The organism is Enterobacter cloacae complex sp. 6730903 (assembly GCF_048283985.1).
In the GTDB taxonomy this organism is placed as follows: Bacteria; Pseudomonadota; Gammaproteobacteria; order Enterobacterales; family Enterobacteriaceae; genus Enterobacter; species Enterobacter hormaechei_C.
The window spans coordinates 1-22554 of record NZ_JBLVXX010000013.1 but is presented as its reverse complement, the minus strand read 5'-3'; the positions used below and the strand labels follow the sequence as shown (position 1 = coordinate 22554).

Genomic DNA, 22554 nt, shown 5'->3' with positions numbered 1-22554 from the left:
ATGAATATCTCCGCTACGATCCTTCTGGCTTTTGGCATGTCCATGGACGCATTTGCCGCCTCTATTGGTAAAGGCGCCACCCTCCATAAACCTAAATTTTCCGAAGCTCTGCGTACCGGTCTCATCTTTGGCGCTATCGAAACGCTGACGCCGCTTATCGGCTGGGGTCTGGGGATGCTCGCCAGCCAGTTTGTGCTGGAGTGGAATCACTGGATTGCTTTCGTGCTACTGGTGTTCCTCGGCGGACGCATGGTGATTGAAGGTTTTCGAGGCAACGGCGATGAAGACGATGCGCCGCTGCAACGCCATGGCTTCTGGCTTCTGGTGACAACCGCCATCGCAACCAGCCTGGATGCAATGGCCGTGGGTGTTGGTCTGGCGTTTTTGCAGGTCAATATTATCGCCACCGCGCTGGCGATTGGCTGCGCCACGCTGATCATGTCAACGCTGGGGATGATGGTGGGTCGGTTCATTGGCCCGCTGTTAGGCAAACGCGCCGAAATTCTGGGCGGTATCGTGTTGATCGGGATTGGTGCCCAAATCCTTTGGGCACATTTCGCGGGTTAACCTTCGCGCTGCCAGCAATGGATGCTGAAATCCGTCTGGCAGCGAAATTCTGTCTGCGCTGCCAGCGTTTCCCACACCTCTGATTTAGCCCGCCACGCAAACGGCGTCATTTGCAGTAATGCCACCGCTTCACTTCCCTGCAACGTCATCTCATACGCGACCGACTGCGCCTGCTTTAACGCAAAGCCCGCCAGCTGTTCAGAGTGAGGCGCATGCAGGTGAACTTCATCATAGATCTGCCCTTTTAGCTCCAGCAGATGACGCGGCCCTGGCGTGACGGTGATAACCCAGCCGCCGGGCTTAACGACGCGCGCCAGCTCCTCTGCCTTGCACGGCGCATAGATACGCACCACGGCGTCCATACTCGCTTCCTCAAACGGCAGGCGGTGGCTGGAGGCCACGCAGAACGTTACCGCTGAGTAGCGTTTTGCTGCCGCACGGATAGCCACTTTCGACACGTCCAGCCCGTAAGTTTCGGCGCCCTTCTCAGCCGCCACGTCAGCAAACGTGGCGGTGTAGTAACCTTCGCCGCAGCCGATATCCAGCATGGCGGATGCGCCTTCTGTCAGATATTGACGGAGTAAGGCGACAACGGCATCCCTGAGCGGTTGATAGTGCCCGGCATCGAGAAACGCCCGGCGCGCCTGCATCATCTCCGCGCTGTCACCCGGGTCCCGGGAGCGCTTGTGCTGTACCGGCAGAAGATTTACATAGCCCTCTTTCGCCCGGTCAAACTGATGTCCCTGTGGACAGATAAACGTTTTCTCCGCGCGCGTCAGCGGCGCGTGGCAAAGGGGACAACTGAAAGACATGACAGCTCCAGGGCGTAAACCAAAAGGCGAAGTGTACCGCTATTCGCCAGGGTTATAAACGGCTGGGTGACGCATCACGATCAGATGGTCAGAATCTGCCGGCAGCCCGTCTGGCTTCACGTTTTCCAGACGCAGAACGTTACCCATAATTTCGCTGAACACGGGCGCGGAAACGGCCCCGCCGTAATAGGCACCGTTTTGCGGATCGTTGATCACCACCACCAGCGCAAAACGGGGATCGCTGGCAGGCGCAACGCCTGCGGTATAGGCGACGTATTTATCCACATACTTACCGTGTTCATCGATTTTTTTGGCCGTCCCGGTTTTTATCGCCACGCGATAGTTACGCACCGCCGCTTTGATCCCGCCACCGCCGGGTAACGCAACGCTCTCCATCATGTGCTCCACCTCGTGAACAATTTCCTCGGGCATCACCCGCTTGCCAATCACCGGCGGGTCGATTCGGGTGATGGACAGAGGCCGTTCAATGCCATAGCTGCCGATGGTGGCATACACATGCGCCAGCTGGAGGGGGGTGACCATCAGGCCATACCCAAAGGCAAAGGTCGCCCGGTCTAACTGGCTCCAGAATTTTCGCTGCGGCAGTAAACCTGCGCTTTCTCCCGTTAAGCCAAGCCCGGTACTCTCGCCAAAACCAAAGTGTTTATAGGTATCCAGTAACCGTTGCACGGGCATCGCCAGCGAAAGACGCGACACGCCCGTGTCACTGGATTTTTGCAGGATCCCGGTCATCGTCAGCTCGGGGTAGTAGCCCACATCGCGGATACGATGGCCATCAATGGTGTAGGGATGCGTGTCTATGACGCTGTCAGGCTGTACCAGCCCCTGCTGTAGCGCCGTCATCAGCACCAGAGGCTTAACGGTCGAGCCAGGTTCAAAGGTGTCGCTGATCGCGCGATTGCGAAAATCATCCAGCGTTGCCCCTTCCCGGTTGTTGGGGTTGAAGTCGGGGAAGCTCGCCATTGCCAGAATTTCGCCCGTCTGGATATTAATCAGCACCGACGCGCCTGATTCGGCTTTGTTCCACGCCACGGCATTATCCAGCGCGTCTTCGGTGATAGTTTGCAGGCGTTCATCGATACTCAGCTGGATATTATGTGCCGGTACGGGAGCCACCTCCGTGAGGTTCTCCACCACATGTCCGTAGCGATCTTTCCTGACCAGCCGCACGCCTGTCTTCCCGGTAAGCTGCGTGTTGAAGCTTTTCTCGACGCCCTCAATGCCCTGACCATCAATATTGGTGAAGCCAATCAGGTTCGCCGCCACGTGCCCGGCAGGATAAAAGCGGCGGGACTCATCGCGAAGGTTGATACCGGGGAGACGCAGCTTATCGATCCACTTTGCCTGGGCGGGATCAACCTGACGGGCAAGGTAAATAAATCGCCCGTGCGGGTTACTGTTGATGCGCGATGCGAGCGTGCTCAGAGAAAGGTGTAAGGCATTTGCCAGGGCCTGCCAGCGCGAGTCATAACCGATCCCCCCTTTTTCCAGCACTGTTTTGGGATCGGCCCAGACGGCCTGGACAGGTACGCTCACCGCAAGGGGTCGCCCTTCACGGTCCACAATCATCCCACGCGGGGCGTCTATCGCCACTTCGCGCAGGGAGCGCATATCCTCCTGCTTCACCAGATTATCCGGTTTGATAATTTGCAGCCACGCCACGCGGCCCAGCAGAAACGCAAGGCTACAAAAGATAGCGAGACACAGAAGTGCAAAACGTGCCGGAGTAAAGTTTCCGGTGGTGGTTATTGTCTTTTTTTTCACCTTAACCCCAGGGCTGTTGATCAACGCCCTGATTTAACGGGAAAAGCAGATAATAAGGCGGAAAAACAATGCTAATAATCTCGCGGGTTTGCAACAAGATAATAACAGCGAAGGATTACGTAATATTTTGAAAAATAAGCGAATAAAAAAGCCCCGCATCGGCGAGGCTTATGTCTGAGATCGAAGCGCTGAGCGCTTCAGTCAGCAGTGATTCGATCAGATAGCAGTTACGTTAACCGCAGCTGGGCCTTTCTGGCCATCCTGAATTTCGAACTCAACGTTCTGGCCTTCAGCCAGAGTTTTGAAGCCGTTACCCTGGATTGCAGAGAAGTGTACGAACACGTCTTTGCTGCCGTCAGCAGGAGTAATGAAACCAAAACCTTTAGACTCGTTGAACCACTTAACTTGACCTTTAATCTTTGCCATTTGCAAAATTCCTTAGAGTGTTTTCTTAGCCCGCGGGCTTTGACATAGATAAAACTGAGACATTACTGCTTGAGGCACTAATATAAGGTTCGGCAGAGAAGCGGTATTCAACGACAACGTGTTTACTCAGGACTTCTTTACTGAAAATGCCACACATAAACAGAACTGTACCTCGTTTGACCCAAAACGTGTTATCACACACAACGTTTAATATGGCAAGCCATTTTTAAACGTGTCTCGATCCGCCGCACAAATTCAGGTGTTACTCCATAACAATCTGCACGGTTATGCGAATTGTCAAATGAAGCGCCACCTGACCTCACTGCCCGCAGGGTGCGTTGCCGCGCCCTGTAATCAAAGACTTTTTAAACATAGCTCAATCATTTCAAAGCGTCCATCCCAATCCCTGATTTTCTTTAAAAGAATGACTGAGTTAGAACATTTTGTGAAAAGTTATGCTGAAAACATTGCAACGCACCGACATGTATCAGGGAATATACGATGTTAATTACATTTTGCTAATTGTATTAAAATCCACCATTTAATTAGCGTTATTGTGCACCAAAATAATGAAATTTTTATGACTCTGCCTCAAAACAAGGCAAGCAAAACGTTTCGATAAAAATAAAACACTTCAGGAAAGATAAAACACACAATTTATTCAACGAAACGGTAATTATTGAATAAGGATAAATATTCGCCAGTTTTCAGTATGCTGAAACAATAGTTAACTGCTGCTTAATTATATGTTGGGATGGTGTGGATCACATTTGATAAGGGAGGGGATTTACGCCGTACGTCAGGCCACCTCCCTTTCCGGGCAGACTATCGTTCGGCTACCAGGCGAATGAAGTCTTCCTCGTCCTGTTGTTGAGCAATAGCGTCCTTCGGTACCGATTTCTCCTCCGGCTCGTTGGCTTCGCACAGACGACGCAGCAACGCAGTCTGCCGTTTCTGCTGATCGAGCAATGCTTCCAGCAGTTCAATCTGCTCGTTTGTGCGGGAGCTGGCGCGGTTAACGAAGAACCACAGCATCAGCCCAACAATCAGCACCACCAAAGACATTACCAGGGATGCAATGCTCAGCAGCCCCGAATTCAGTAACTCACCCATTTCACCACCTCAGTAAAAACGGTCATTTTACCACTGCCGCCACGTAAGGGCATCACTCAGCGTAAAAATGGCCTCTACCAGGGGATAAACTTATTGATTGAACAAATGCCGCTAAAGAACTGTACATCCTGATCGCACATCACATTGATAGTCTGCGTCCACAGCACCACGCATGCTATCAACACTATAATCAGAATTACCCAGCGTATTTTTTTCACTCCACACTCCGTCTTATGACCTGATGCAGCCAGGTTATCACGGTTATCTTAAACAGGGGCTAACTGTACCTTCAACAGACGCTTTTCGGAATCGTGCACTTGTTTCACTGCGTAAACCCGTTACGCTTACTCCATGACAACAAAGAAAAAAGAGGCAGCGATGCGTTTACTTATTCGTACAGTAATTGTACTGGCCATTGTGTGGATCGGCCTGTTATTAAGTGGGTACGGCGTATTAATGGGGAGCAAAGAAAATGCCGCGGGTCTGGGTATCCAGTGTAAATATCTTACCGCCCGGTGGGTAAGCACGGCTCAGTACATCCATTCCGACAGCGGGATCATCGGGTTAACCAACTGTCCCGTGCTGCGTAAATCGTCTGATGTGATTGATAACGGTTAATCAGCGCTAAATTTCGCTTATAAAAACGCCGCACTGTTGCGGCGTTTTTATTGGAAGCGTCGATCAGAACGGATAATCGTTATAGCCCATCTGCTCTGAAATTTTGCGCGCTGCGGTATGCAGGATCGCCACATATTCATGAAGACGCTCTTCAGAGAAACGCAGCGTTGGGAACGAAATACTCAGGCCCGCAATGACAACGCCGAAGCGGTCAAATACCGGTACACCGATGCAACGCAGTCCCTCTTCCTGCTCTTCGTTATCTTCCCCGTAACCCTGCTCACGCACGTTATCCAGCACGCTCAGCAGCTCATCCGTACTGGTAATGGTGCGGTCGGTGCTGCGTTTGTACTCCACCCCGTCAAGGATCTGCTTCACCTCTTCGCGATCGCGCCAGGCCAGCAGTACTTTACCAATTGCGGTGCTGTAGAGCGGGTTACGACGACCGATGCGTGAATACATGCGCAGGTTGTACATGGAGTCAATTTTGTGGATGTAAACAATGCTGTCTTCATCCAGCGCACCGAGGTGAATTGTCTCTTTCGTCAGTCGTGAAAGTTCACGCATCTGAATGTCAGCGCTGCGGATCAGATCCACGTTCTGCAAGGCGCGGGCACCCAGTTCAAACAGTTTCAGGGTCAGAGAATATTTTTCTGATTCTCCCTCCTGCGCGACATAACCCAATGATTTCATCGTCTGCAAAAAGCGATAAACGGTGCTTTTCGACATCATCACACGCTGCGACAACTCTGTAATACCAATTTCACGCTCTTCTCCGAGCGCCTGCAAGATGCCAAATACCTTCAGCACGGAAGAAACAGAATCTGGCTGCTTATCCAAATCTGCGATTGCCATTTATCACCTCATGGAGAGTGTTTTATAAAAATCAGAACCGGTTTTTATTATAAATTCGTGTGATGCGTGCTGCAATCTATCTGGGTTTACTTCGTTACAAATCTGCGACATAAAACCGAAATAACGATGCTAAAATAGTTACTCTGAAAATAATTTCACGCTGAGTCATTCTTTTCCCATGCAAAAAAACGTTTCTGATGGCCTGCCCTTACCGCAGCGGTACGGGGCAATTGCCACTATTGTCATCGGTATTTCGATGGCTGTCCTTGACGGTGCGATTGCCAACGTGGCTCTTCCGACCATTGCCAAAGACCTGAATGCTTCGCCGGCCAGCTCTATCTGGATTGTCAACGCGTACCAGATAGCGATTGTGATTTCTCTTCTGTCGCTCTCTTTCCTGGGTGATATGTTTGGTTATCGCCGGGTGTACCAGTGCGGGCTGGTGGTCTTTACCCTCACCTCGCTCTTCTGTGCCCTTTCAGATTCACTGCACACCCTTACGCTGGCGCGTATCGCACAGGGTTTTGGCGGGGCGGCGCTAATGAGCGTGAACACGGCCCTGATACGGCTTATCTACCCTCACCGCCACCTGGGGCGCGGGATGGGCATTAACTCCTTTATTGTGGCCGTGTCGTCCGCCGTCGGGCCGACGATTGCCGCCGCCATCCTGTCCGTTGCCTCGTGGCAGTGGCTGTTTGCCATTAACGTGCCGCTGGGCATTGTGGCGATCTTCTTCGCCCTGCGCTATCTTCCGGAAAATGGTCCGAAAAGCATCATGCCACGTTTCGATCTGCCCAGCGCTGTGATGAACGCGCTGACCTTTGGCCTGCTGATTACCGCGCTGAGCGGATTTGCGCAGGGACAGTCTCTGTCGCTCATTACCACAGAAATCGTTGCAATGCTTATCATCGGCTTTTTCTTTGTACGACGTCAGCTGGCGCTGCCCGTGCCGTTACTGCCGGTGGATTTGCTGCGTATTCCGCTGTTTTCGCTATCCATTTGTACCTCCATTTGCTCGTTCTGCGCCCAGATGCTGGCGCTGGTTGCGCTGCCGTTCTTTTTGCAGAGCGTGATTGGCCGTTCAGAAGTGGAGACAGGCTTGCTGCTCACGCCCTGGCCTCTGGCAACCATGGTGATGGCCCCGCTGGCCGGTTACCTTATTGAGCGCGTCCACGCCGGGCTTCTGGGGGCGATTGGACTTGTCGTCATGGCGGTGGGCCTGTTTGCACTGGCGCTCCTGCCCTCCTCGCCAGGGGATCTGGATATTATCTGGCGCATGATCCTGTGTGGGGCCGGTTTTGGTCTGTTTCAGTCCCCTAATAACCACACGATTATCACCTCTGCCCCACGTCATCGCAGCGGTGGCGCCAGCGGGATGCTGGGCACGGCAAGACTGTTAGGGCAAAGCACCGGGGCCGCACTGGTGGCGTTGATGTTTAACCTGGCCGGGCAGAATGCAACGCACGTTGCACTGATTACCGCAGGGACACTGGCGACCCTCGCAGCTGTCATTAGCGGCCTTCGTGTCACCCAGCCAAAGGCGCAGGCATAAAAAAACCGGGCGGAGAAGGACTCCAGCCCGGTTGTTTTCAACCCGATTACGTTATTTCAGGTATTCGCCGCTACGCAGCGCTTCAATACGTTTATCCAGCGGCGGGTGAGACATAAACAGCTCGCTCAGCGACTTTGATTTGCCGTTGATGCAGAAGGCCATCATGCTGTTTGCTTCCTGCGGCTCGTAGCTGGTTTTCAGACGTTGCAGCGCAGCAATCATCTTCTCACGACCCACCAGTTTCGCGGAACCCGCATCGGCGTGGAACTCACGATGACGGGAGAACCACATGGTAATGATGCTTGCCAGGATACCGAACACCAGCTCCAGCACCATTGAAACAGCAAAATAGATCAGCGGGTTGCCGTTGCTCTCTTCACCCTCATCACGGTTGCCACCCATAAACCCGGCAGCAATCTGCGCCAGAATACGGGAAATAAAGATAACGAAGGTGTTCACCACGCCCTGGATCAGGGTCATGGTGACCATATCGCCGTTAGCGATGTGGCTGATCTCGTGAGCAATAACCGCTTCTGCTTCGTCACGGCTCATGTTTTGCAGCAGACCGGTGCTGACGGCCACCAGGGACGCGTCACGACGCGCACCGGTAGCAAACGCGTTAATATCCGGCGCGTGGTAGATGGCTACCTGCGGCATGGCAATGCCCGCCTGCTTCGACTGCTGAGCAACCGTGCTCATCAGCCACTGCTCCATATCGTTACGCGGTTGCTCAATAACTTCACCGCCCACGGATTTCAGTGCCATCCACTTGGACATCAGCAGTGAAATGAAAGAGCCACCGAAACCAAACAGCAGCGCCATAATCAACAGACCCTGAACGCTGCTCGACTGAATTCCCGTCAGGCTTAGCACCAGCCCGAATACCACCATCACCGCCAGGTTGGTGAGCAGGAAGAGCGCGATTCGCATCATAATATTCTTTTAACCTCAGTTTAACAAAACGCACTATGCGATTACCCACATCGTATGGGTATTACGGCTATTTTCAAGCATCCAGACGGCGTAAGTCACCAGAAAGACACAACTTTACACAATTGGAAATCTGCCTGACGGAAGGAAGAAGAACAAAAAGAAACAGGCACAATTTCTTGTGCCTGTTGGGGGATTATTTTGTCGGAGCAGGTTGCAGGGCAGGTTTCTCTTTTTCCAGCTTCGCGAGATCAAGCGCGATATGCACCGTCTCGTCCAGATACGGATCGGGCTCCTGGTAATCCTTAGGCAGATCGTCCAGTTTTTTGAGCAGAGGCTTGCCTTCACGTTTGAAGCGATCGTTGATACGCGCCAGACGTGTCGCGTCATCTTCATTGTTCTCTTTCTCACGCTGAGCGTAGTTCAGAGACACAATGTTCCGTTTCGCTTTCAGAGCGTTAAAACGCGCGATGTCCTTCATGATGTACTGGAACTCCGGATCCTTCCCGATGCGATCGTTGTGATTTTTCAGCAGTTCCGGTCCGAACTGTTTCATATCACCCGATTTCACGAATGTCGCGGCATCAATGCTATCCCACGGCAGCGCGTTATCTTCAAACTTCTCGCCCGTTTCCGTCTCTTCGGTACCTGTCGGCATCATGATATCCGGCGTCACGCCTTTGCGCTGCGTACTGCCGCCGTTGACGCGGTAAAACTTCTGAATGGTGTACTGTACTGAGCCCAGCGCAGGCCATTCAGGGCGCAGCATCTGGTCATAAATACGGTTCAGAGAGCGGTACTGCTGAACGGTGCCCTTGCCAAACGTCGGTTCGCCGACGATTAACGCCCGGCCGTAATCCTGCATGGCAGCAGCGAAGATTTCCGATGCAGAGGCGCTGAAGCGATCGACCAGCACCACCAGCGGCCCCTTGTAGTAGACCACGCCATCGGTATCGGCATCTTCACGCACTTTACCGTTGTTATCGCGCACCTGTACCACCGGGCCAGACGGGATAAACAGCCCGGAAAGCGAGACGGCCTCGGTCAATGCCCCGCCGCCGTTGCTGCGCAGGTCAATGATCACGCTGCTGACATTCTGCTTTTCAAGCTTCTGGAGCTGCACTTTCACATCATCGGTCAGGCCGACGTAGAAACCTGGGATATCCAGAACGCCAACCTTCTCTTTACCCACGGTTTTCACCGACATTTTCACCGCGCGATCTTCCAGACGGATGCGCTCACGAGTCAGAGTAACGATACGGGTTTTGGTCCCCTTACCGGCAGGCAGGATCTCCAGGCGAACTTTGCTGCCCTTCGGCCCTTTGATCAGCGCAACAACGTCATCAAGACGCCAGCCAATCACGTCCACCATGCTCTTTCCGGTTTGGCCCACACCGACAATACGGTCGCCTACGCTGATCGCTTTGCTTTTCGATGCAGGGCCACCAGCCACCATGGAGTTGATTACGGTGTAGTCATCGTCCATCTGAAGCACAGCACCGATACCTTCCAGAGACAGGCTCATTTCGGTATTGAACTGTTCGGTGTTACGTGGAGAGAGATAATTGGTGTGCGGATCAATTTCATGCGCAAACGCGGTCATCGCCAGCGAGAAAACATCTTCACTGTTGGTCTGCGCCAGACGACGAATAGCGAACTTGTAGCGACGGTTTAACGTCTCACGGATCTCTTTCTCGTCTTTGCCTGTGAGCTTGAGGCTCAGTTCGTCATATTTGACTTTTCCGTCCCACAGCGCATTCAGTTCAGCCTCGTCTTTCGGCCATGGCGCTTTGCTGCGGTCCAGATTAAAGGTGTCGTTGCCGGTGAAGTCCATCGGACGTTCCAGCACTTTCAGCGCGTATTGATAACGCTCAAAACGGCGCTTTTGCGATAAATTGTACAGATCGTAGAACAGATCGAGTTTTCCGGAGCGCAGCTCATCACCCACTTCGGATTTGCGTTTAGCGAACTGTTCGACATCGCTGGCCAGCAGTACGTTATGGCTGTAATCCAGCAAGTTCAGATAACGGTCAAAGATTTTGGCCGAAAAGGCCTGATCGAGATCGAACTGACGATAGTGCGAACGAGTAAAGCGCGACGTCACGCGCTCACTCACCGTCGCGTGCTGAGTCTCTTCCTTGAGAACCGGAATTTGATCAACACGCGTAATATCGTCCACAGCGAAAGCATGGCCTGTTATAGCAAACAGGCCAGCCAGCGCGGTGAGCTTAAAAAAAGTGTTCATGCCAGGCTCGGCCTCCGTTTCAGAACAACAAGTGTTCTGCGCGTACAATCATTGACATACCAGAAGTCAGCTGTACACGAACGCCATCTTTGGTGATTTCCAGTACGGTGGCGTCCATCGCGTTGTTACCCGCTTTCACCTTCAGAGACTGACCTACGCTCAGCGCATTGATGTCAGAAACTGGGGTGTGGCGCGGCTCTTCGCGCGGCGCACGTGGGGCTTTAGCTGCTGGTTTGTCAGCACGCGGTTTGCGATCGTTATTTTCAGTACGACGCGGTGCCGGGCGCGGTTTACGCTCGCGACGAGGGGCGTCTTCCTGACCGTTTGCCGCTGCGGCTTCGCGTTTTTTCGCCTGCTGTTCTGCACGCTGTGCCTGCACGCGAGCTTTGGCTTCTTCAAGCTGCTTACGCGCATGTTCTACGTGCTGCTCGTCCAGCTCACCGCACGGGTTGCCGTCAAGGTCGACACGGGTCGCACCCGGCTTGATACCGTACAGGTAACGCCAGCTCGAGGTATAAAGGCGCAAGGCAGAACGAAGCTGCGTTTTGCTGAGGTTCATCTCCCCCTCAACGCGCGCGACCAGATCCTGAAAGATACCGACTTTCAGAGGACGCGCTTCACCTTCAGCGCTGAAGCACTGCGGGAAACGCTCGGCCAGAAATGCGATAACTTCTTTACTGCTATTCAACTTAGGTTGATTTTCCATGAAATTTCCTGATTACAACGGACGTTGCCAACAAGCGCAGGCATGAACAGGCGACATTATAATGACGCTATCAGTAAATGCTACGTTATCCGTTGATTATCCTGCGACGCTCGCAAAGAATTTATGATAATCGGTCTCTGCCAGAACATTTTCCAGGTTTGCGGCCAGCGCGCGCAGCCCCTGCTCATCCTCGGCAGTAAAGCGGCTGAAGACCGTGCTGTCGATATCCAGAACGCCAATAATCTGATTTTTAACCACCAGCGGCAGTACGATTTCAGAATTGCTGCTGGCATCGCAGGCAATGTGGCCGTCAAACGCATGAACATCTTCGACACGCTGAACCTGACGGGTCGCCACTGCGGTACCGCACACGCCGCGACCTACCGGGATGCGTACGCAGGCGAGTTTACCCTGGAAAGGACCGAGCACCAGCGTGTCGCCTTCCAGCAGATAAAAGCCCGCCCAGTTCACGTCAGAAAGGCGCTCGAACAGTAGCGCACTGGTATTTGCCAGAGTGGCTAAGAAACTGGTTTCCCCTGCCATTAATGCCTTAAAATCGCGATTCAGATCCGCGTAGAATTCTGTTTTGTTCATTATTCAATCACTTAGTTATCTTACATAGTTACCGCATAGCCTATTAAAATAAGCATTAAATGCGCTCATGCTCAAGATGAATCCGTTCATGAGTTATTATAACTTTCAACAATAATAATCTGTGTGCGACTGATGGCCCTAAAAACACCCCAAATTACGCCGACACGAAAGATCGTTGTCCGTACGGTAAGCCAGGCTCTGCCCCGTGCACATTATCAGCGTTGTCCCCAGTGCGATACGCTTTTTATGTTGCCGAAGATGAAATCGCACCAAAGTGCTTTTTGTCCTTGCTGCGATGCCAAAATTCGCGATGGCCGGGACTGGTCATTGACGCGTCTGGCGGCAATGGCGGTCACCATGCTGCTGCTGATGCCCTTCGCCTGGACCGAGCCGCTGTTAAAGCTCTACCTGCTTGGCGTGCGTATTGACGCTAACGTGTTGCAGGGGATCTGGCAGATGACGCGCCAGGGCGATCCGCTTACGGCCGCCATGGTGCTGTTCTGCGTCGTCGGCGCGCCGTTGGTGCTGGTCGCGGCAATTGCCTACCTGTGGTTTGGCAACATACTGGGGATGAACCTGCGCCCCGTCCTGCTCATGCTGGAAAAGCTCAAGGAGTGGGTGATGCTGGACATCTATCTGGTGGGCGTCGGCGTGGCCTCCATCAAGGTGCAGGATTATGCGTTTTTACAACCCGGCATTGGCCTTTTTGCGTTTATTTCACTGGTCCTGCTGAGTATTTTGACCCTGATTCATCTCAATGTTGAACAGCTTTGGGAGCGATTTTATCCGCAGCGCCCCGCGACCCGGCCTGATGAAAACCTGCGCGTCTGCCTGGGCTGCCATTACACCGGTTTTCCGGATAAACGCGGGAGGTGCCCGCGCTGCCACATTCCGTTAAGATTGCGACGCAACAACAGCCTGCAAAAATGCTGGGCGGCGCTTATCGCCTCCCTGGTATTTTTGTTCCCGGCCAACATGCTGCCGATCTCCGTAATTTATGTGAACGGCACCCGTCAGGAAGATACTATCCTTTCAGGGATTATCTCTCTGGCGCACAGTAACGTGGGGGTCGCCGCCATTGTTTTCATTGCCAGTATTCTGGTGCCCTTTACCAAAGTGGTGGTGATGTTTACGCTGCTTATCAGCATTCACTTTAAATGCGAACAAGGACTACGCACCCGCATCCTGCTTCTGCGATTCGTGACCTGGATTGGTCGCTGGTCGATGTTGGATCTGTTCGTGATTTCGCTGATGATGTCGCTCATCAATCGCGATCAGTTACTTGCTTTTACCATGGGACCCGCAGCTTTTTATTTCGGCTCTGCGGTGATATTGACTATTCTTGCAGTGGAATGGCTGGACAGCCGCTTACTTTGGGACGCACATGAGTCAGGAAACGCCCGCTTCGCCGACTGAAGCGAGAATTAAAACAAAACGCCGCATTTCGCCATTCTGGTTGCTGCCTGTCATCGCGCTGATGATCGCAGGCTGGCTTATCTGGACGAGCTATGAAGATCGCGGAAGTACCATCACGATTGATTTCCAGTCTGCGGACGGCATTGTCGCCGGACGTACCCCCGTTCGCTTCCAGGGGGTGGAAGTGGGTACCGTGCAGGATATTTCCCTTGGCAAAGGGCTGAACAAAATCCAGGTCCGGGCGAGCATTAAGTCTGATATGCAGGATGCCCTGCGTGCCGAAACGCAGTTCTGGCTGGTCACGCCTAAAGCCTCCCTGGCCGGCGTTTCCGGACTGGATGCGCTTGTGGGCGGTAACTATATCGGCATGATGCCCGGCAAAGGTGAGCCACAGGATCACTTTGTTGCGCTGGATACCCAGCCGAAATATCGGCTGAATAACGGCGATTTGATGATCCATCTCCGCGCGCCGGATTTGGGCTCGCTGAACAGTGGTTCTCTGGTCTATTTCCGCAAAATTCCGGTAGGCCGCGTTTACGACTACGCCATTAACCCGAACAAAGATGGCGTGACCATTGATGTACTCATCGAGCGCCGTTTTACCAACCTGGTTAAAAAAGGCAGCCGCTTCTGGAACGTCTCAGGCGTCGATGCCGACCTGAGCTTAAGCGGTGCGAAAGTGAAGCTTGAGAGCCTGGCGGCGCTGGTGAATGGCGCTATCGCCTTTGACTCACCTGCTAACTCCAGCCCTGCCGCCGCAGAAGATACCTTTGGCCTGTACGCCGACCTGGCGCACAGCCAGCGCGGTGTCATCGTCAAGCTGACCCTGCCGGATGCCAAAGGCCTGAAAGCCGGTTCGACCCCGCTGATGTACCAGGGTTTAGAGGTCGGGCAACTGACAAAATTAACCCTCAATGCGGGCGGTTCCGTTACCGGCGAAATGACGGTGGATCCGAGCGTGGTGGATCTCCTGCGGGAAAAAACGCGCATTGAACTGCGTAATCCGAAGCTCTCCCTCAGCGACGCCAGCATCAGTTCTCTGCTGACGGGAAGCACCTTTGAGCTGATCCCCGGCGAAGGTGCGCCGAACAAAAACTTTGTTATCGCGCCGGCGGATAAAGCCCTGCTGCAAAAACCGGGCGTGTTGACGGTTACGCTGAATGCGCCGGAAAGCTACGGTATCGAAGCCGGGCAACCGCTGATCCTGCACGGTGTGCAGGTGGGCCAGGTCCTCGAACGTAAGCTGTCGGAAAAAGGGGTCTCCTTCTCCGCCGCCATCGATCCGCAGTACGGCAACCTGGTCCACGGCGACAGTAAATTTGTGGTTAACAGCCGGGTCGACGTGAAGGTGGGTCTGGACGGGGTTGAGTTCCTCGGCGCCAGCGCCAGCGAGTGGGTTAACGGCGGGATCCGCATTCTGCCGGGCAGCAAAGGTGCGCTGCGCGAGAGTTATCCGCTGTTCGCCAATCTCGACAAAGCCATTGAAAACAGCCTCGGCGACCTGCCGACCACCACGCTGACCTTAAGCGCTGAAACGCTGCCGGATGTCCAGGCAGGCTCCGTCGTGCTTTATCGTAAGTTTGAGGTCGGGGAAGTGATCACCGTTCGTCCTCGTGCGGACGCGTTTGATATCGAACTGCATATCAAGCCGGAGTACCGCAAGCTGCTCACGCCAAACAGCGTGTTCTGGGCTGAAGGCGGCGCGAAAGTGCAGCTCAACGGCAGCGGGCTGACCGTACAGGCGTCTCCCCTCTCCCGTGCCCTGCGCGGTGCGATCAGCTTCGATAACCTGAGCGGCGCGGGCGGCAACATGCGCAAAGGTGACAAGCGGATCCTCTTCCCGTCCGAAACTGCGGCGCGCGCCGTCGGGGGGCAGATTACCCTGCACACCTTTGATGCCGGTAAACTGGCGGAAGGCATGCCCATCCGCTATCTCGGCATTGATATCGGGCAGGTCCAGAAGCTAACGCTGATCACCGCGCGCAATGAAGTGCAGGCGACCGCCGTGCTTTATCCGGAATATGTGCAGACGTTCGCCCGGGCAGGCTCGCGCTTCTCGGTGGTTACGCCGCAAATTTCTGCCGCAGGGGTTGAGCATCTCGACACCATACTTCAGCCATACATTAACGTTGAACCGGGTCGCGGCAACGCGCGTCGTGAATTTGAGTTGCAGGAGGCAACCATCACCGACTCCCGTTATCTGGACGGTCTGAGCATTGTGGTTGAAGTGCCGGAAGCCGGCTCGCTGGGCATCGGTACGCCGGTCCTGTTCCGCGGCATTGAAGTAGGGACAGTAACAAGTCTGACGCTGGGGAATCTGTCCGATCGCGTGATGGTCGGCCTGCGCATCAGCCAGCGTTATCAGCATCTGGTGCGCAACAACTCGGTGTTCTGGCTCGCTTCAGGCTACTCGCTGGACTTCGGCCTGACCGGTGGCGTGGTCAAGACGGGGACCTTTAATCAGTTCATTCGCGGCGGCATTGCCTTCGCGACGCCGCCTGGCACGCCTCTGGCGCCTAAGGCGCAGGCAGGTAAACACTTCCTGCTGCTGGAAAGTGAACCGAAAGAGTGGCGCGAATGGGGAACGGCGCTGCCGCGTTAATCTCGCAGGCTCCGGTGTCAACGCGCCGGAGCCTTTATGTTACACTGCGCGCCTGAATGTTTCCCTGTGGTGTGCCCGTGGCTCAAAACTCCGTATTTCTTCCCGAACAATTCCTCGCACAGATGCGCGAGGCGCTTCCTGCTCATCTCTCTTTCGACGATTTCGTCGCCGCCTGCCAGCGCCCTTTGCGCCGGAGTATTCGCGTCAATACGCTGAAAATCAGCGTCGGGGCGTTTCTGGATCTCGTCTCCCCCTACGGCTGGCAATTAACGCCAGTGCCGTGGTGTGAAGAGGGTTTCTGGATCGAACGGGATGACGAGGAGAGCCTGCCGCTCGGCAGCACCGCCGAGCACCTGAGCGGGCTGTTTTATATTCAGGAAGCCAGCTCCATGCTGCCGGTTGCTGCGCTGTTTGCCGACGGGAACCAGCCTGAGCGGGTTATGGATGTCGCGGCGGCGCCGGGCTCTAAAACCACGCAGATTGCCGCCCGGATGAACAACCGCGGCGCGATCCTCGCCAACGAATTTTCCGCCAGCCGCGTTAAAGTCCTGCACGCCAATATCAGCCGCTGCGGGATCCACAACGTCGCGTTAACGCACTTCGATGGTCGCGTATTTGGCGCTGCCCTGCCGGAAGCCTTTGATGCCATCCTGCTCGACGCGCCCTGCTCCGGCGAAGGCGTGGTGCGAAAAGATCCTGATGCGTTAAAAAACTGGTCCGTTGAAAGCAACCTGGAGATCGCCGCCAAGCAGCGCGAACTGATCGACAGCGCGTTTCATGCCCTGCGCCCAGGCGGGACGCTGGTTTATTCCACCTGCACCCTGAATCGCGATGAGAACGAGGACGTATGCCTGTGGCTCAAGCAACGCTATGCGGATGCCGTTGAGTTTCTGCCGCTGGACTCCCTCTTCGACTCGGCCAGTCATGCGGCCACGCCTGAAGGCTTCCTGCATGTCTTCCCGCAGATTTACGATTGCGAAGGCTTCTTTGTTGCCCGTCTGCGTAAAACCCGCGCCGTCGATCCGCTGCCTGCCCCTAAGTTTAAGATCGGCAACTTCCCGTTCGCGCCGGTCAAAGGCCGTGAGGCGGCACAGGCGCAAGCGGCTGCGGGCAAAGTGGGTCTGCACTGGGATGAGAGCCTGCGCCTCTGGATGCGTGACAAAGAGTTGTGGCTGTTCCCGGTCAACATCGAACCGCTGATTGGTAAAGTGCGTTTCTCCCGCCTCGGTATTCGCCTGGCGGAGATCCACAACAAAGGCTATCGCTGGCAGCACGAAGCGGTCATTGCGCTGGCCGGCAGTGAGAACACCTTTGCCCTGACGCATCAGGAAGCGGAAGAGTGGTATCGCGGTCGTGACGTTTACCCGGAAGACGGCCCGTTACAGGATGAAGTCATCGTGACGTATCAGGGTTTTCCGCTGGGGCTGGCGAAAAAAGTCGGCTCGCGGCTGAAAAACAGCTATCCGCGGGAACTGGTACGCGATGGCCGCCTGTTTACCGGTAACAACCGCAGCGCCTGAAAAAAGCGCATTTTTTTACTGGCGATTTCGCTCTCCTTGTCTAGGATCAAAAATGGGTGACCGCACTGGTCATACCAGATTATGGGCAACAAACCGGAGAGCATTATGACGAAAACCAGCGTACGCATTGGCGCTTTTGAAATCGACGACGCTGAATTGCGCGGCGAAGCACAAGGCGAACGAACGTTAAGTATTCCCTGCAAATCCGATCCGGATTTGTGCATGCAGCTGGACGCCTGGGATGCCGATACCAGCGTCCCGGCGATCCTTGATGGGGAACATTCCGTTCTGTACCGTGAGCATTACGACAGTAAAACCGATGCCTGGGTCTTGCGTCTTGCCTGACCCAAAGAGAACCCGCCCGAAGGCGGGTTATTTATTACTGAAGCTGCGCCAGCGTCAGAAAGCCCCCGAACACCGCCCCCGTATCAATGTAGTGCAGATTGTTAAAATCGTAGCGTTTGTCCAGAGGCGTATGCCCGAACCAGAAGTGATCCGCGCCGCTAATGCCCTGCCCTTTACCCACCATAAAGCCCATTAACCGGTCGCGATCCCACAGCACGCGCCGGACATCCACCGGCTTATGCCAGCCATATTCGGCGGAGGGATAATCTGCATGAGCAATCACGTTGAGACCGTTTTTGCAGGTTATTTCAATAATGTGCGGCAAGTCCTGACACGCGTCGAGTAAATTCTTCGCCTGCTTTTGTTGAGCGACCGTAAGCCCGGTAAACCAGTTACCGCCATTTATCAACCAGAGACTAAACTCATTATTTTCAAGCGCATCTAACGCCATTTGCTCGTGATTACCGCGTACCGCATAAAACCAGTTTTCCTGCATCAGCTGTAAACATTTCACGCTGTCAGGTCCGCGATCGATAATATCCCCCACCGAGATCAGCAGATCCATATCAGGATTAAAATGCCGTCGTTTCAGCTCATCCATAAGCCACTGATAGCAACCATGAATATCGCTGACAACCCAGACATGACGCCAGTGTTCTCCCTCTATTTTCTGATACATAACGCCTCCTGTAAGAAGTATAGCTGCCACAGAAAATGTCATGAGCCGGCGTTGGATATCGCGAATCCCAACAAACCATAAACCAGCCGGAAATAAAGATCGCTGCGCTATTAATCCCTTATTCCCTGGCCTCTAAAATAGAGCGGAATAAAAAGAGGGATTTTCACGTGTCAAACATACACCTGCAAAACGATGTTTTTTATCCGCATCGCACAAATATTATTTCTGAACTGGTGAGAGGGAAACGCGTTCCCGGCCCAATCTGGCACAAACGTGATTACCGGTTAAAGTTCCTTCTGCGCTCGCTTTTATTCTGGTCCTCCACCCATCGCATGCTGGAGGCGCTATCCGGGCGCGATGATTTCGACAGGCTGCTCACCTCTCAAATTACCTTGCCGAGCAAAACTCACCGCCAGTATCTGATGCGCGGCCTGAACTCAAACGACCGGGCCGATGCTATCGTCAGCCACTATCAGTGGATTGATAGTCTGAAAAACATCGCCCTCGCCCACGCGCTGACCAGCCCGCAAGAGGTGCCGGTTGTCCGGTTCGAGGCAAAAAACGGCGAAATCTATACCGTCCACGCCTCGTCCGCAGGTAAGGCCGAACGCGAAGGCGAAAGCACGCTTTGGCTGCACGACAATGACAATACGCTGCTTGCCAGCCTGACGTTCTGTGTCGCACGCAGTAACGGCCGTATGGTGCTGGTTATCGGCGGCCTTCAGGGTCCACGTCGTCATGTTTCACGGGAGGTGATTAAGCAGGCTACCCGTGCCTGCCATGGGCTTTTCCCGAAACGCGTGCTGATGGAGGTGATCTTCCAGCTTGCCTCACGCTCGAACATCAGCGCGATTTTTGCCGTCAGCGATGAAGGCCATGTTTTCCGCGCGCTGCGCTACCGTCTGAGCAAAGGCCGTCATTTTCACGCCAGCTACGACGAGTTCTGGGAAGGCCTGAACGGAAAGAAACTCTCCCCCTTCTGCTGGCAGTTGCCGCTCCAGATGGAGCGTAAAGCGCTGGAGGAGATTGCCAGCAAAAAACGCGCCGAATACCGTCGCCGCTTTGCGTTACTAGATGATATTGCGGCTTGCGTACAGGCGCGCATTGATCCCGCAGTCGTCTCAGGCAAAAAACAAACAAAAATTTAACAAAACAGCCAAAAAGGACTGGACTTACGCCTGCCGGGTTGTGGTATGTTTGAAGCAGGCGCACAGGAAGTGAACCTTCTGCTGAGACGAAAACCGGATTTTACTGTTTATTTTCATGCAGATAAAAAGAGACCGAATACGATTCCTGTATTCGGTCCAGGGAAATGGCTCTTGGGAGAGAGCCGTGCGCTAAAAGTTGGCATTAATGCAGGCTCAATCGCCTTGCCCTTTAAGAATAGATGACGACGTCAGGTTTTCCAGTCCACAGTAAAAGTGGTCTGAAAAAAAGCGTCAGAACATCACTAAATGTGAAAAACCGCAGAGCTTTTACAAGCACCTGCGGTTTTTTTTTACTAGAAACCTGACGGCTAACAGAGCTTTTCAGCGCGCTCAATAAACGGTGCCAGACTCTTCTTCTGCCCGGGGTTTGCCGGGTCATCCACCTGGATCACGCTGACAGGCTGTCCGTTACTTTTCCCGCTGGCCACCTGCTGCTCCGCTACGTCATTTAACGGATACTGCACGAGCGTACTGGGATTGATGACATACAGCGCGTTACCGGGACGGCAGGTAAGCATGACTTCTTCACGATTAAATGCCCAGTTGTCCTTACCCACTTCAAACCGGCTGACAGTGATGACCTGCGGCGCGGCCAGCGCACTGCTGGCACAGGTGAGAAGTAAAAGAGAAAGCAGTGTCTTTTTCATATGTTATTTAACCTTGTCAGAAGGGTTCCCAGGTCGCGAACAGGCTGACGGCCGCCAGTACCAGCGCGCCCAGCACCACCTCTGCCTGTGTCATCCTGATAAAAATCTGTTGTTCCCGCCCGGCCTCCGGGCGAAAGCGTGGCACAAGAAAATACCGATTCGCCAGCGCAATTGCCACCATCATCATGACCAGCGCACATTTGAACAACAACAGCTGGACATAAGGCGCCTGCCACGGCACGTTTATGCCAACAATAAAGAGCGTATTGATTATCCCGGTCAGCAGCACGCCCGCCACGGCGTAATGCCCCACGCGGGAGAAGCGCATCATGGTAAAGATAGCGGCTGGCTGCCAGCGGCCTTTCGCCAGACGCATGCAAAACAGCAGCGGCAGTAAACCACCCACCCAGGTCGCGGCGCAGAGCAGGTGAAGCGCATGGTTGAGACGATGCAATGCTCCCGGTGCGCCACCGTTCATCGCGGCATGTCCCACGCCCGCCAGCAACACCAGCTGCCCCATCGCGAGCAGTAACAGCCGTGAGCCTTTTTGCGGGGTAAGCCATGCTGCGCCCGCCGTCACAGCGGCCAGTACCATCTGCCATAACCAGACGCCGCCAAATTGCGTTCCCAGCACGCTGCGCCAGACCGCCGGACGAATGACATCGCCCCAGCCGTTGCCCATCAACCCACTTTGCAGGGCGAACATCAGCAGAGCCGCCATCAGGCTGATTAAGGCCGCGAGTTTCTGCTGCCGCTGGAAACGCCGGGTCATGAGACGCTGCAACGAAGACGGCGCAAACCAGACGCTGTAAAGCGCGTTGCCAAAAACCAGCATCAGCGCAGCAAAATGGATAAAGCGTAACGCGACGTAGCTCAGGGCCAGCATGCTATTTCACGCTAAAATGATAGCTGCCCTTGGTTTTGTGGCCATCCACGGAGACCACATGCCAGTCCACCGTGTAGGTGCCGGTCGTCAACGGTTTCTCAAGAGGAACAATCAGCTTTGCGTTATCCTTCTCGTCACGCTTCACCGCGCCCGTCTGGATCTTGTGCTGCTGTGCGTCCGTCACCACGACGCCGCTGAAGGCAGGCTCAATGCCTTCCGAGAAGTTCAGCGTAATGACCTCTGGTGCCACCGCGACGGTATTAGCCTGCGGAGATTGCTGCTTAAGATGCGCATGGGCCAGAACTGAGGGCGTGATAGCTGAAGAGAGCAGAAATGCCAGCGCGCATGCGACACGGGAAGGGGTAAAATGCATCACAATCATTCCTTTTCGTTATGCCTGAATGCTAAAGAATAACTCTGTATAATTAACGAGTCGAGGAACATCCTTTGCTCCCTTGTCATCGTTGAACAATCGCGGTAACGTTGGCGCCGCAGAAAAAGGAGAAGGAAATGAACGTTAACCTGGCCGCCCTGCCTCAGGACGAGATGGACAAAGTGAATGTCGATCTCGCCGCCGCGGGGGTCGCATTCAAAGAGCGTTACAACATGCCCGTCGTGGCTGAAGTGGTAGAGCGTGAACAACCCGCGCATCTGCGCGACTGGTTTCGCGAACGTCTCATTGCGCATCGCCTCGCCTCCGTCAATCTCTCGCGCCTGCCGTACGAACCTAAAGTTAAATAAGCTTAACGTCTCGTTACACTTCCTTACGCGTTATGTGGCAGGATAAGAAAACCCTGATAAGTTTAGGTGTAATCTTAAAATCCCAGCGACTTAGTGTATAAGGAAGTCACGATGTCACGATGGAATATTGCCGCGGCTCAGTATGCCCCGCGGCACAACTGTGTTGATGAGCACGTAAAACATCACCTGCACTTTATTGCCGAGGCTGCCGGGCATGGGTGCGATTTAATCGTCTTTCCGGAGCTTTCGCTTACCGGCCCTGGCGGAACAACCTTACCCCCACCCCCTGACGATTTGCAGCTTGCCC

25 protein-coding genes and 1 pseudogene are annotated in these 22554 nt (G+C 54.2%); 11 read left to right on the top strand and 15 right to left on the bottom strand.

Features of this window, described 5'->3' with window-relative positions; translation table 11 throughout:
- Positions 1-567: a manganese efflux pump MntP gene (gene mntP / locus ACNQ0W_RS09140; RefSeq protein WP_003859911.1), complete on the top strand. Its 567-nt coding sequence runs from the start codon at positions 1-3 to the stop codon at positions 565-567.
- Here mntP and rlmA read toward each other — a convergent pair.
- The 6 genes and pseudogenes from rlmA to mgrB form a co-directional block, all read right to left on the bottom strand.
- Positions 564-1379, bottom strand: coding sequence for a 23S rRNA (guanine(745)-N(1))-methyltransferase (gene rlmA, locus ACNQ0W_RS09135; RefSeq protein ID WP_062933484.1), 816 nt, complete (start codon positions 1377-1379; stop codon positions 564-566). The genes mntP and rlmA overlap by 4 nt on opposite strands.
- A gap of 39 nt (positions 1380-1418) precedes the next feature.
- Positions 1419-3164: a peptidoglycan glycosyltransferase FtsI gene (gene ftsI, locus ACNQ0W_RS09130; protein WP_062933483.1), complete on the bottom strand. Its 1746-nt coding sequence runs from the start codon at positions 3162-3164 to the stop codon at positions 1419-1421.
- 216 nt (positions 3165-3380) lie between these two features.
- Positions 3381-3590 (bottom strand): transcription antiterminator/RNA stability regulator CspE, encoded by a 210-nt coding sequence (gene cspE / locus ACNQ0W_RS09125; protein WP_001062678.1) that lies wholly within the window; start codon positions 3588-3590, stop codon positions 3381-3383.
- A gap of 12 nt (positions 3591-3602) precedes the next feature.
- Positions 3603-3747 (bottom strand): annotated as a pseudogene (locus tag ACNQ0W_RS09120) (DUF2627 domain-containing protein).
- A 668-nt stretch (positions 3748-4415) separates the two neighbouring features.
- A complete protein-coding gene (locus ACNQ0W_RS09115; RefSeq protein ID WP_062933482.1) occupies positions 4416-4703 on the bottom strand; it encodes a YebO family protein in 288 nt (95 codons plus the stop codon).
- Between the two features lie 74 nt (positions 4704-4777).
- Positions 4778-4921, bottom strand: a complete 144-nt coding sequence (mgrB, locus tag ACNQ0W_RS09110; RefSeq protein ID WP_003859906.1) for a PhoP/PhoQ regulator MgrB — start codon at positions 4919-4921, stop codon at positions 4778-4780.
- A gap of 160 nt (positions 4922-5081) precedes the next feature.
- On the opposite strand from mgrB, the gene ACNQ0W_RS09105 reads away from it, so the two are divergent.
- Positions 5082-5321, top strand: a complete 240-nt coding sequence (locus tag ACNQ0W_RS09105; RefSeq protein WP_116329851.1) for a YobH family protein — start codon at positions 5082-5084, stop codon at positions 5319-5321.
- Between the two features lie 63 nt (positions 5322-5384).
- Here ACNQ0W_RS09105 and kdgR read toward each other — a convergent pair whose 3' ends face one another.
- Positions 5385-6176, bottom strand: coding sequence for a DNA-binding transcriptional regulator KdgR (gene kdgR / locus ACNQ0W_RS09100; RefSeq protein WP_003859903.1), 792 nt, complete (start codon positions 6174-6176; stop codon positions 5385-5387).
- 178 nt (positions 6177-6354) lie between these two features.
- Between kdgR and ACNQ0W_RS09095 the strand changes: the two genes are divergently transcribed.
- The gene (locus ACNQ0W_RS09095) at positions 6355-7728 is read left to right on the top strand and encodes an MFS transporter (RefSeq protein WP_062933481.1); all 1374 of its coding nucleotides are present in this window, start codon (positions 6355-6357) and stop codon (positions 7726-7728) included.
- A gap of 51 nt (positions 7729-7779) precedes the next feature.
- On the opposite strand, the gene htpX is transcribed toward ACNQ0W_RS09095, so the two are convergent.
- The 4 genes from htpX to ACNQ0W_RS09075 all read right to left on the bottom strand — a co-directional run bounded on the left by htpX (position 7780) and on the right by ACNQ0W_RS09075 (position 12203).
- Entirely contained in the window at positions 7780-8661 is an 882-nt protein-coding gene (gene htpX, locus ACNQ0W_RS09090) for a protease HtpX (RefSeq protein WP_003859899.1), read from the bottom strand.
- 193 nt (positions 8662-8854) lie between these two features.
- Positions 8855-10903 (bottom strand): carboxy terminal-processing peptidase, encoded by a 2049-nt coding sequence (prc, locus tag ACNQ0W_RS09085; protein ID WP_015570296.1) that lies wholly within the window; start codon positions 10901-10903, stop codon positions 8855-8857.
- 19 nt (positions 10904-10922) lie between these two features.
- On the bottom strand, positions 10923-11609 hold the full coding sequence (gene proQ / locus ACNQ0W_RS09080) for an RNA chaperone ProQ (protein ID WP_003859895.1): 687 nt from the start codon (positions 11607-11609) through the stop codon (positions 10923-10925).
- Positions 11610-11705: 96 nt separating this feature from the next.
- On the bottom strand, positions 11706-12203 hold the full coding sequence (locus tag ACNQ0W_RS09075; protein WP_006811006.1) for a GAF domain-containing protein: 498 nt from the start codon (positions 12201-12203) through the stop codon (positions 11706-11708).
- Positions 12204-12335: 132 nt separating this feature from the next.
- Here ACNQ0W_RS09075 and yebS point away from each other — a divergent pair, with 132 nt between their 5' ends.
- From yebS to ACNQ0W_RS09055, 4 genes are all read left to right on the top strand, one after another.
- Entirely contained in the window at positions 12336-13619 is a 1284-nt protein-coding gene (gene yebS, locus ACNQ0W_RS09070) for a membrane integrity lipid transport subunit YebS (protein ID WP_062933521.1), read from the top strand.
- Positions 13588-16221 (top strand): PqiB family protein, encoded by a 2634-nt coding sequence (locus tag ACNQ0W_RS09065; RefSeq protein WP_017693254.1) that lies wholly within the window; start codon positions 13588-13590, stop codon positions 16219-16221. Before yebS ends, ACNQ0W_RS09065 begins: the two co-directional genes overlap by 32 nt.
- A gap of 122 nt (positions 16222-16343) precedes the next feature.
- Positions 16344-17741 carry a 16S rRNA (cytosine(1407)-C(5))-methyltransferase RsmF gene (gene rsmF, locus ACNQ0W_RS09060; protein ID WP_409248163.1) on the top strand — a complete coding sequence of 466 codons (1398 nt, stop codon included), beginning with the start codon at positions 16344-16346 and terminating at the stop codon, positions 17739-17741.
- A gap of 105 nt (positions 17742-17846) precedes the next feature.
- Positions 17847-18086 (top strand): YebV family protein, encoded by a 240-nt coding sequence (locus ACNQ0W_RS09055; protein ID WP_006811010.1) that lies wholly within the window; start codon positions 17847-17849, stop codon positions 18084-18086.
- A gap of 34 nt (positions 18087-18120) precedes the next feature.
- On the opposite strand, the gene pphA is transcribed toward ACNQ0W_RS09055, so the two are convergent.
- On the bottom strand, positions 18121-18765 hold the full coding sequence (gene pphA / locus ACNQ0W_RS09050; protein WP_062933479.1) for a protein-serine/threonine phosphatase: 645 nt from the start codon (positions 18763-18765) through the stop codon (positions 18121-18123).
- A 167-nt stretch (positions 18766-18932) separates the two neighbouring features.
- On the opposite strand from pphA, the gene ACNQ0W_RS09045 reads away from it, so the two are divergent.
- Together ACNQ0W_RS09045 and ACNQ0W_RS09040 are read left to right on the top strand one after the other, a co-directional pair.
- Positions 18933-19913 carry a VirK/YbjX family protein gene (locus tag ACNQ0W_RS09045; RefSeq protein ID WP_047051764.1) on the top strand — a complete coding sequence of 327 codons (981 nt, stop codon included), beginning with the start codon at positions 18933-18935 and terminating at the stop codon, positions 19911-19913.
- 45 nt (positions 19914-19958) lie between these two features.
- The gene (locus tag ACNQ0W_RS09040; RefSeq protein ID WP_074135721.1) at positions 19959-20156 is read left to right on the top strand and encodes a hypothetical protein; all 198 of its coding nucleotides are present in this window, start codon (positions 19959-19961) and stop codon (positions 20154-20156) included.
- A 125-nt stretch (positions 20157-20281) separates the two neighbouring features.
- Here the strand turns inward: ACNQ0W_RS09040 and ACNQ0W_RS09035 are convergent, their stop codons facing one another.
- From ACNQ0W_RS09035 to yobA, 3 genes are read right to left on the bottom strand one after another with little or no spacing between them, the layout of a single operon-like run.
- A complete protein-coding gene (locus tag ACNQ0W_RS09035; RefSeq protein ID WP_003859787.1) occupies positions 20282-20620 on the bottom strand; it encodes a YebY family protein in 339 nt (112 codons plus the stop codon).
- Between the two features lie 16 nt (positions 20621-20636).
- Entirely contained in the window at positions 20637-21506 is an 870-nt protein-coding gene (copD, locus tag ACNQ0W_RS09030) for a copper homeostasis membrane protein CopD (RefSeq protein WP_062933478.1), read from the bottom strand.
- Between the two features lies 1 nt (position 21507).
- Entirely contained in the window at positions 21508-21879 is a 372-nt protein-coding gene (gene yobA, locus ACNQ0W_RS09025) for a CopC domain-containing protein YobA (protein ID WP_062933477.1), read from the bottom strand.
- A gap of 137 nt (positions 21880-22016) precedes the next feature.
- Between yobA and ACNQ0W_RS09020 the strand changes: the two genes are divergently transcribed.
- Both ACNQ0W_RS09020 and ACNQ0W_RS09015 read left to right on the top strand, forming a co-directional pair.
- A complete protein-coding gene (locus tag ACNQ0W_RS09020; protein ID WP_003859784.1) occupies positions 22017-22247 on the top strand; it encodes a DNA polymerase III subunit theta in 231 nt (76 codons plus the stop codon).
- Between the two features lie 111 nt (positions 22248-22358).
- Positions 22359-22554 (top strand): nitrilase-related carbon-nitrogen hydrolase (locus ACNQ0W_RS09015; RefSeq protein ID WP_417933188.1); only part of this gene is annotated, 196 nt, incomplete at its 3' end.

Excerpts from the sequence above, each read along its gene's own strand:
- ACNQ0W_RS09040 (WP_074135721.1), top strand. The coding sequence starts at position 19,959 with ATGTTTGAAGCAGGCGCACAGGAAGTGAACCTTCTGCTGAGACGAAAA.
- ACNQ0W_RS09065 (WP_017693254.1), top strand. The coding sequence starts at position 13,588 with ATGAGTCAGGAAACGCCCGCTTCGCCGACTGAAGCGAGAATTAAAACA.
- prc (WP_015570296.1), bottom strand. The coding sequence starts at position 10,903 with ATGAACACTTTTTTTAAGCTCACCGCGCTGGCTGGCCTGTTTGCTATA.
- pphA (WP_062933479.1), bottom strand. The coding sequence starts at position 18,765 with ATGTATCAGAAAATAGAGGGAGAACACTGGCGTCATGTCTGGGTTGTC.
- htpX (WP_003859899.1), bottom strand. The coding sequence starts at position 8,661 with ATGATGCGAATCGCGCTCTTCCTGCTCACCAACCTGGCGGTGATGGTG.
- ACNQ0W_RS09035 (WP_003859787.1), bottom strand. The coding sequence starts at position 20,620 with ATGAAAAAGACACTGCTTTCTCTTTTACTTCTCACCTGTGCCAGCAGT.
- cspE (WP_001062678.1), bottom strand. The coding sequence starts at position 3,590 with ATGGCAAAGATTAAAGGTCAAGTTAAGTGGTTCAACGAGTCTAAAGGT.
- yobA (WP_062933477.1), bottom strand. The coding sequence starts at position 21,879 with ATGCATTTTACCCCTTCCCGTGTCGCATGCGCGCTGGCATTTCTGCTC.
- yebS (WP_062933521.1), top strand. The coding sequence starts at position 12,336 with ATGGCCCTAAAAACACCCCAAATTACGCCGACACGAAAGATCGTTGTC.
- ACNQ0W_RS09055 (WP_006811010.1), top strand. The coding sequence starts at position 17,847 with ATGACGAAAACCAGCGTACGCATTGGCGCTTTTGAAATCGACGACGCT.
- ACNQ0W_RS09115 (WP_062933482.1), bottom strand. The coding sequence starts at position 4,703 with ATGGGTGAGTTACTGAATTCGGGGCTGCTGAGCATTGCATCCCTGGTA.
- copD (WP_062933478.1), bottom strand. The coding sequence starts at position 21,506 with ATGCTGGCCCTGAGCTACGTCGCGTTACGCTTTATCCATTTTGCTGCG.
- proQ (WP_003859895.1), bottom strand. The coding sequence starts at position 11,609 with ATGGAAAATCAACCTAAGTTGAATAGCAGTAAAGAAGTTATCGCATTT.
- ACNQ0W_RS09095 (WP_062933481.1), top strand. The coding sequence starts at position 6,355 with ATGCAAAAAAACGTTTCTGATGGCCTGCCCTTACCGCAGCGGTACGGG.
- rlmA (WP_062933484.1), bottom strand. The coding sequence starts at position 1,379 with ATGTCTTTCAGTTGTCCCCTTTGCCACGCGCCGCTGACGCGCGCGGAG.
- kdgR (WP_003859903.1), bottom strand. The coding sequence starts at position 6,176 with ATGGCAATCGCAGATTTGGATAAGCAGCCAGATTCTGTTTCTTCCGTG.
- mntP (WP_003859911.1), top strand. The coding sequence starts at position 1 with ATGAATATCTCCGCTACGATCCTTCTGGCTTTTGGCATGTCCATGGAC.
- ACNQ0W_RS09105 (WP_116329851.1), top strand. The coding sequence starts at position 5,082 with ATGCGTTTACTTATTCGTACAGTAATTGTACTGGCCATTGTGTGGATC.
- rsmF (WP_409248163.1), top strand. The coding sequence starts at position 16,344 with ATGCGCGAGGCGCTTCCTGCTCATCTCTCTTTCGACGATTTCGTCGCC.
- ACNQ0W_RS09020 (WP_003859784.1), top strand. The coding sequence starts at position 22,017 with ATGAACGTTAACCTGGCCGCCCTGCCTCAGGACGAGATGGACAAAGTG.
- ACNQ0W_RS09075 (WP_006811006.1), bottom strand. The coding sequence starts at position 12,203 with ATGAACAAAACAGAATTCTACGCGGATCTGAATCGCGATTTTAAGGCA.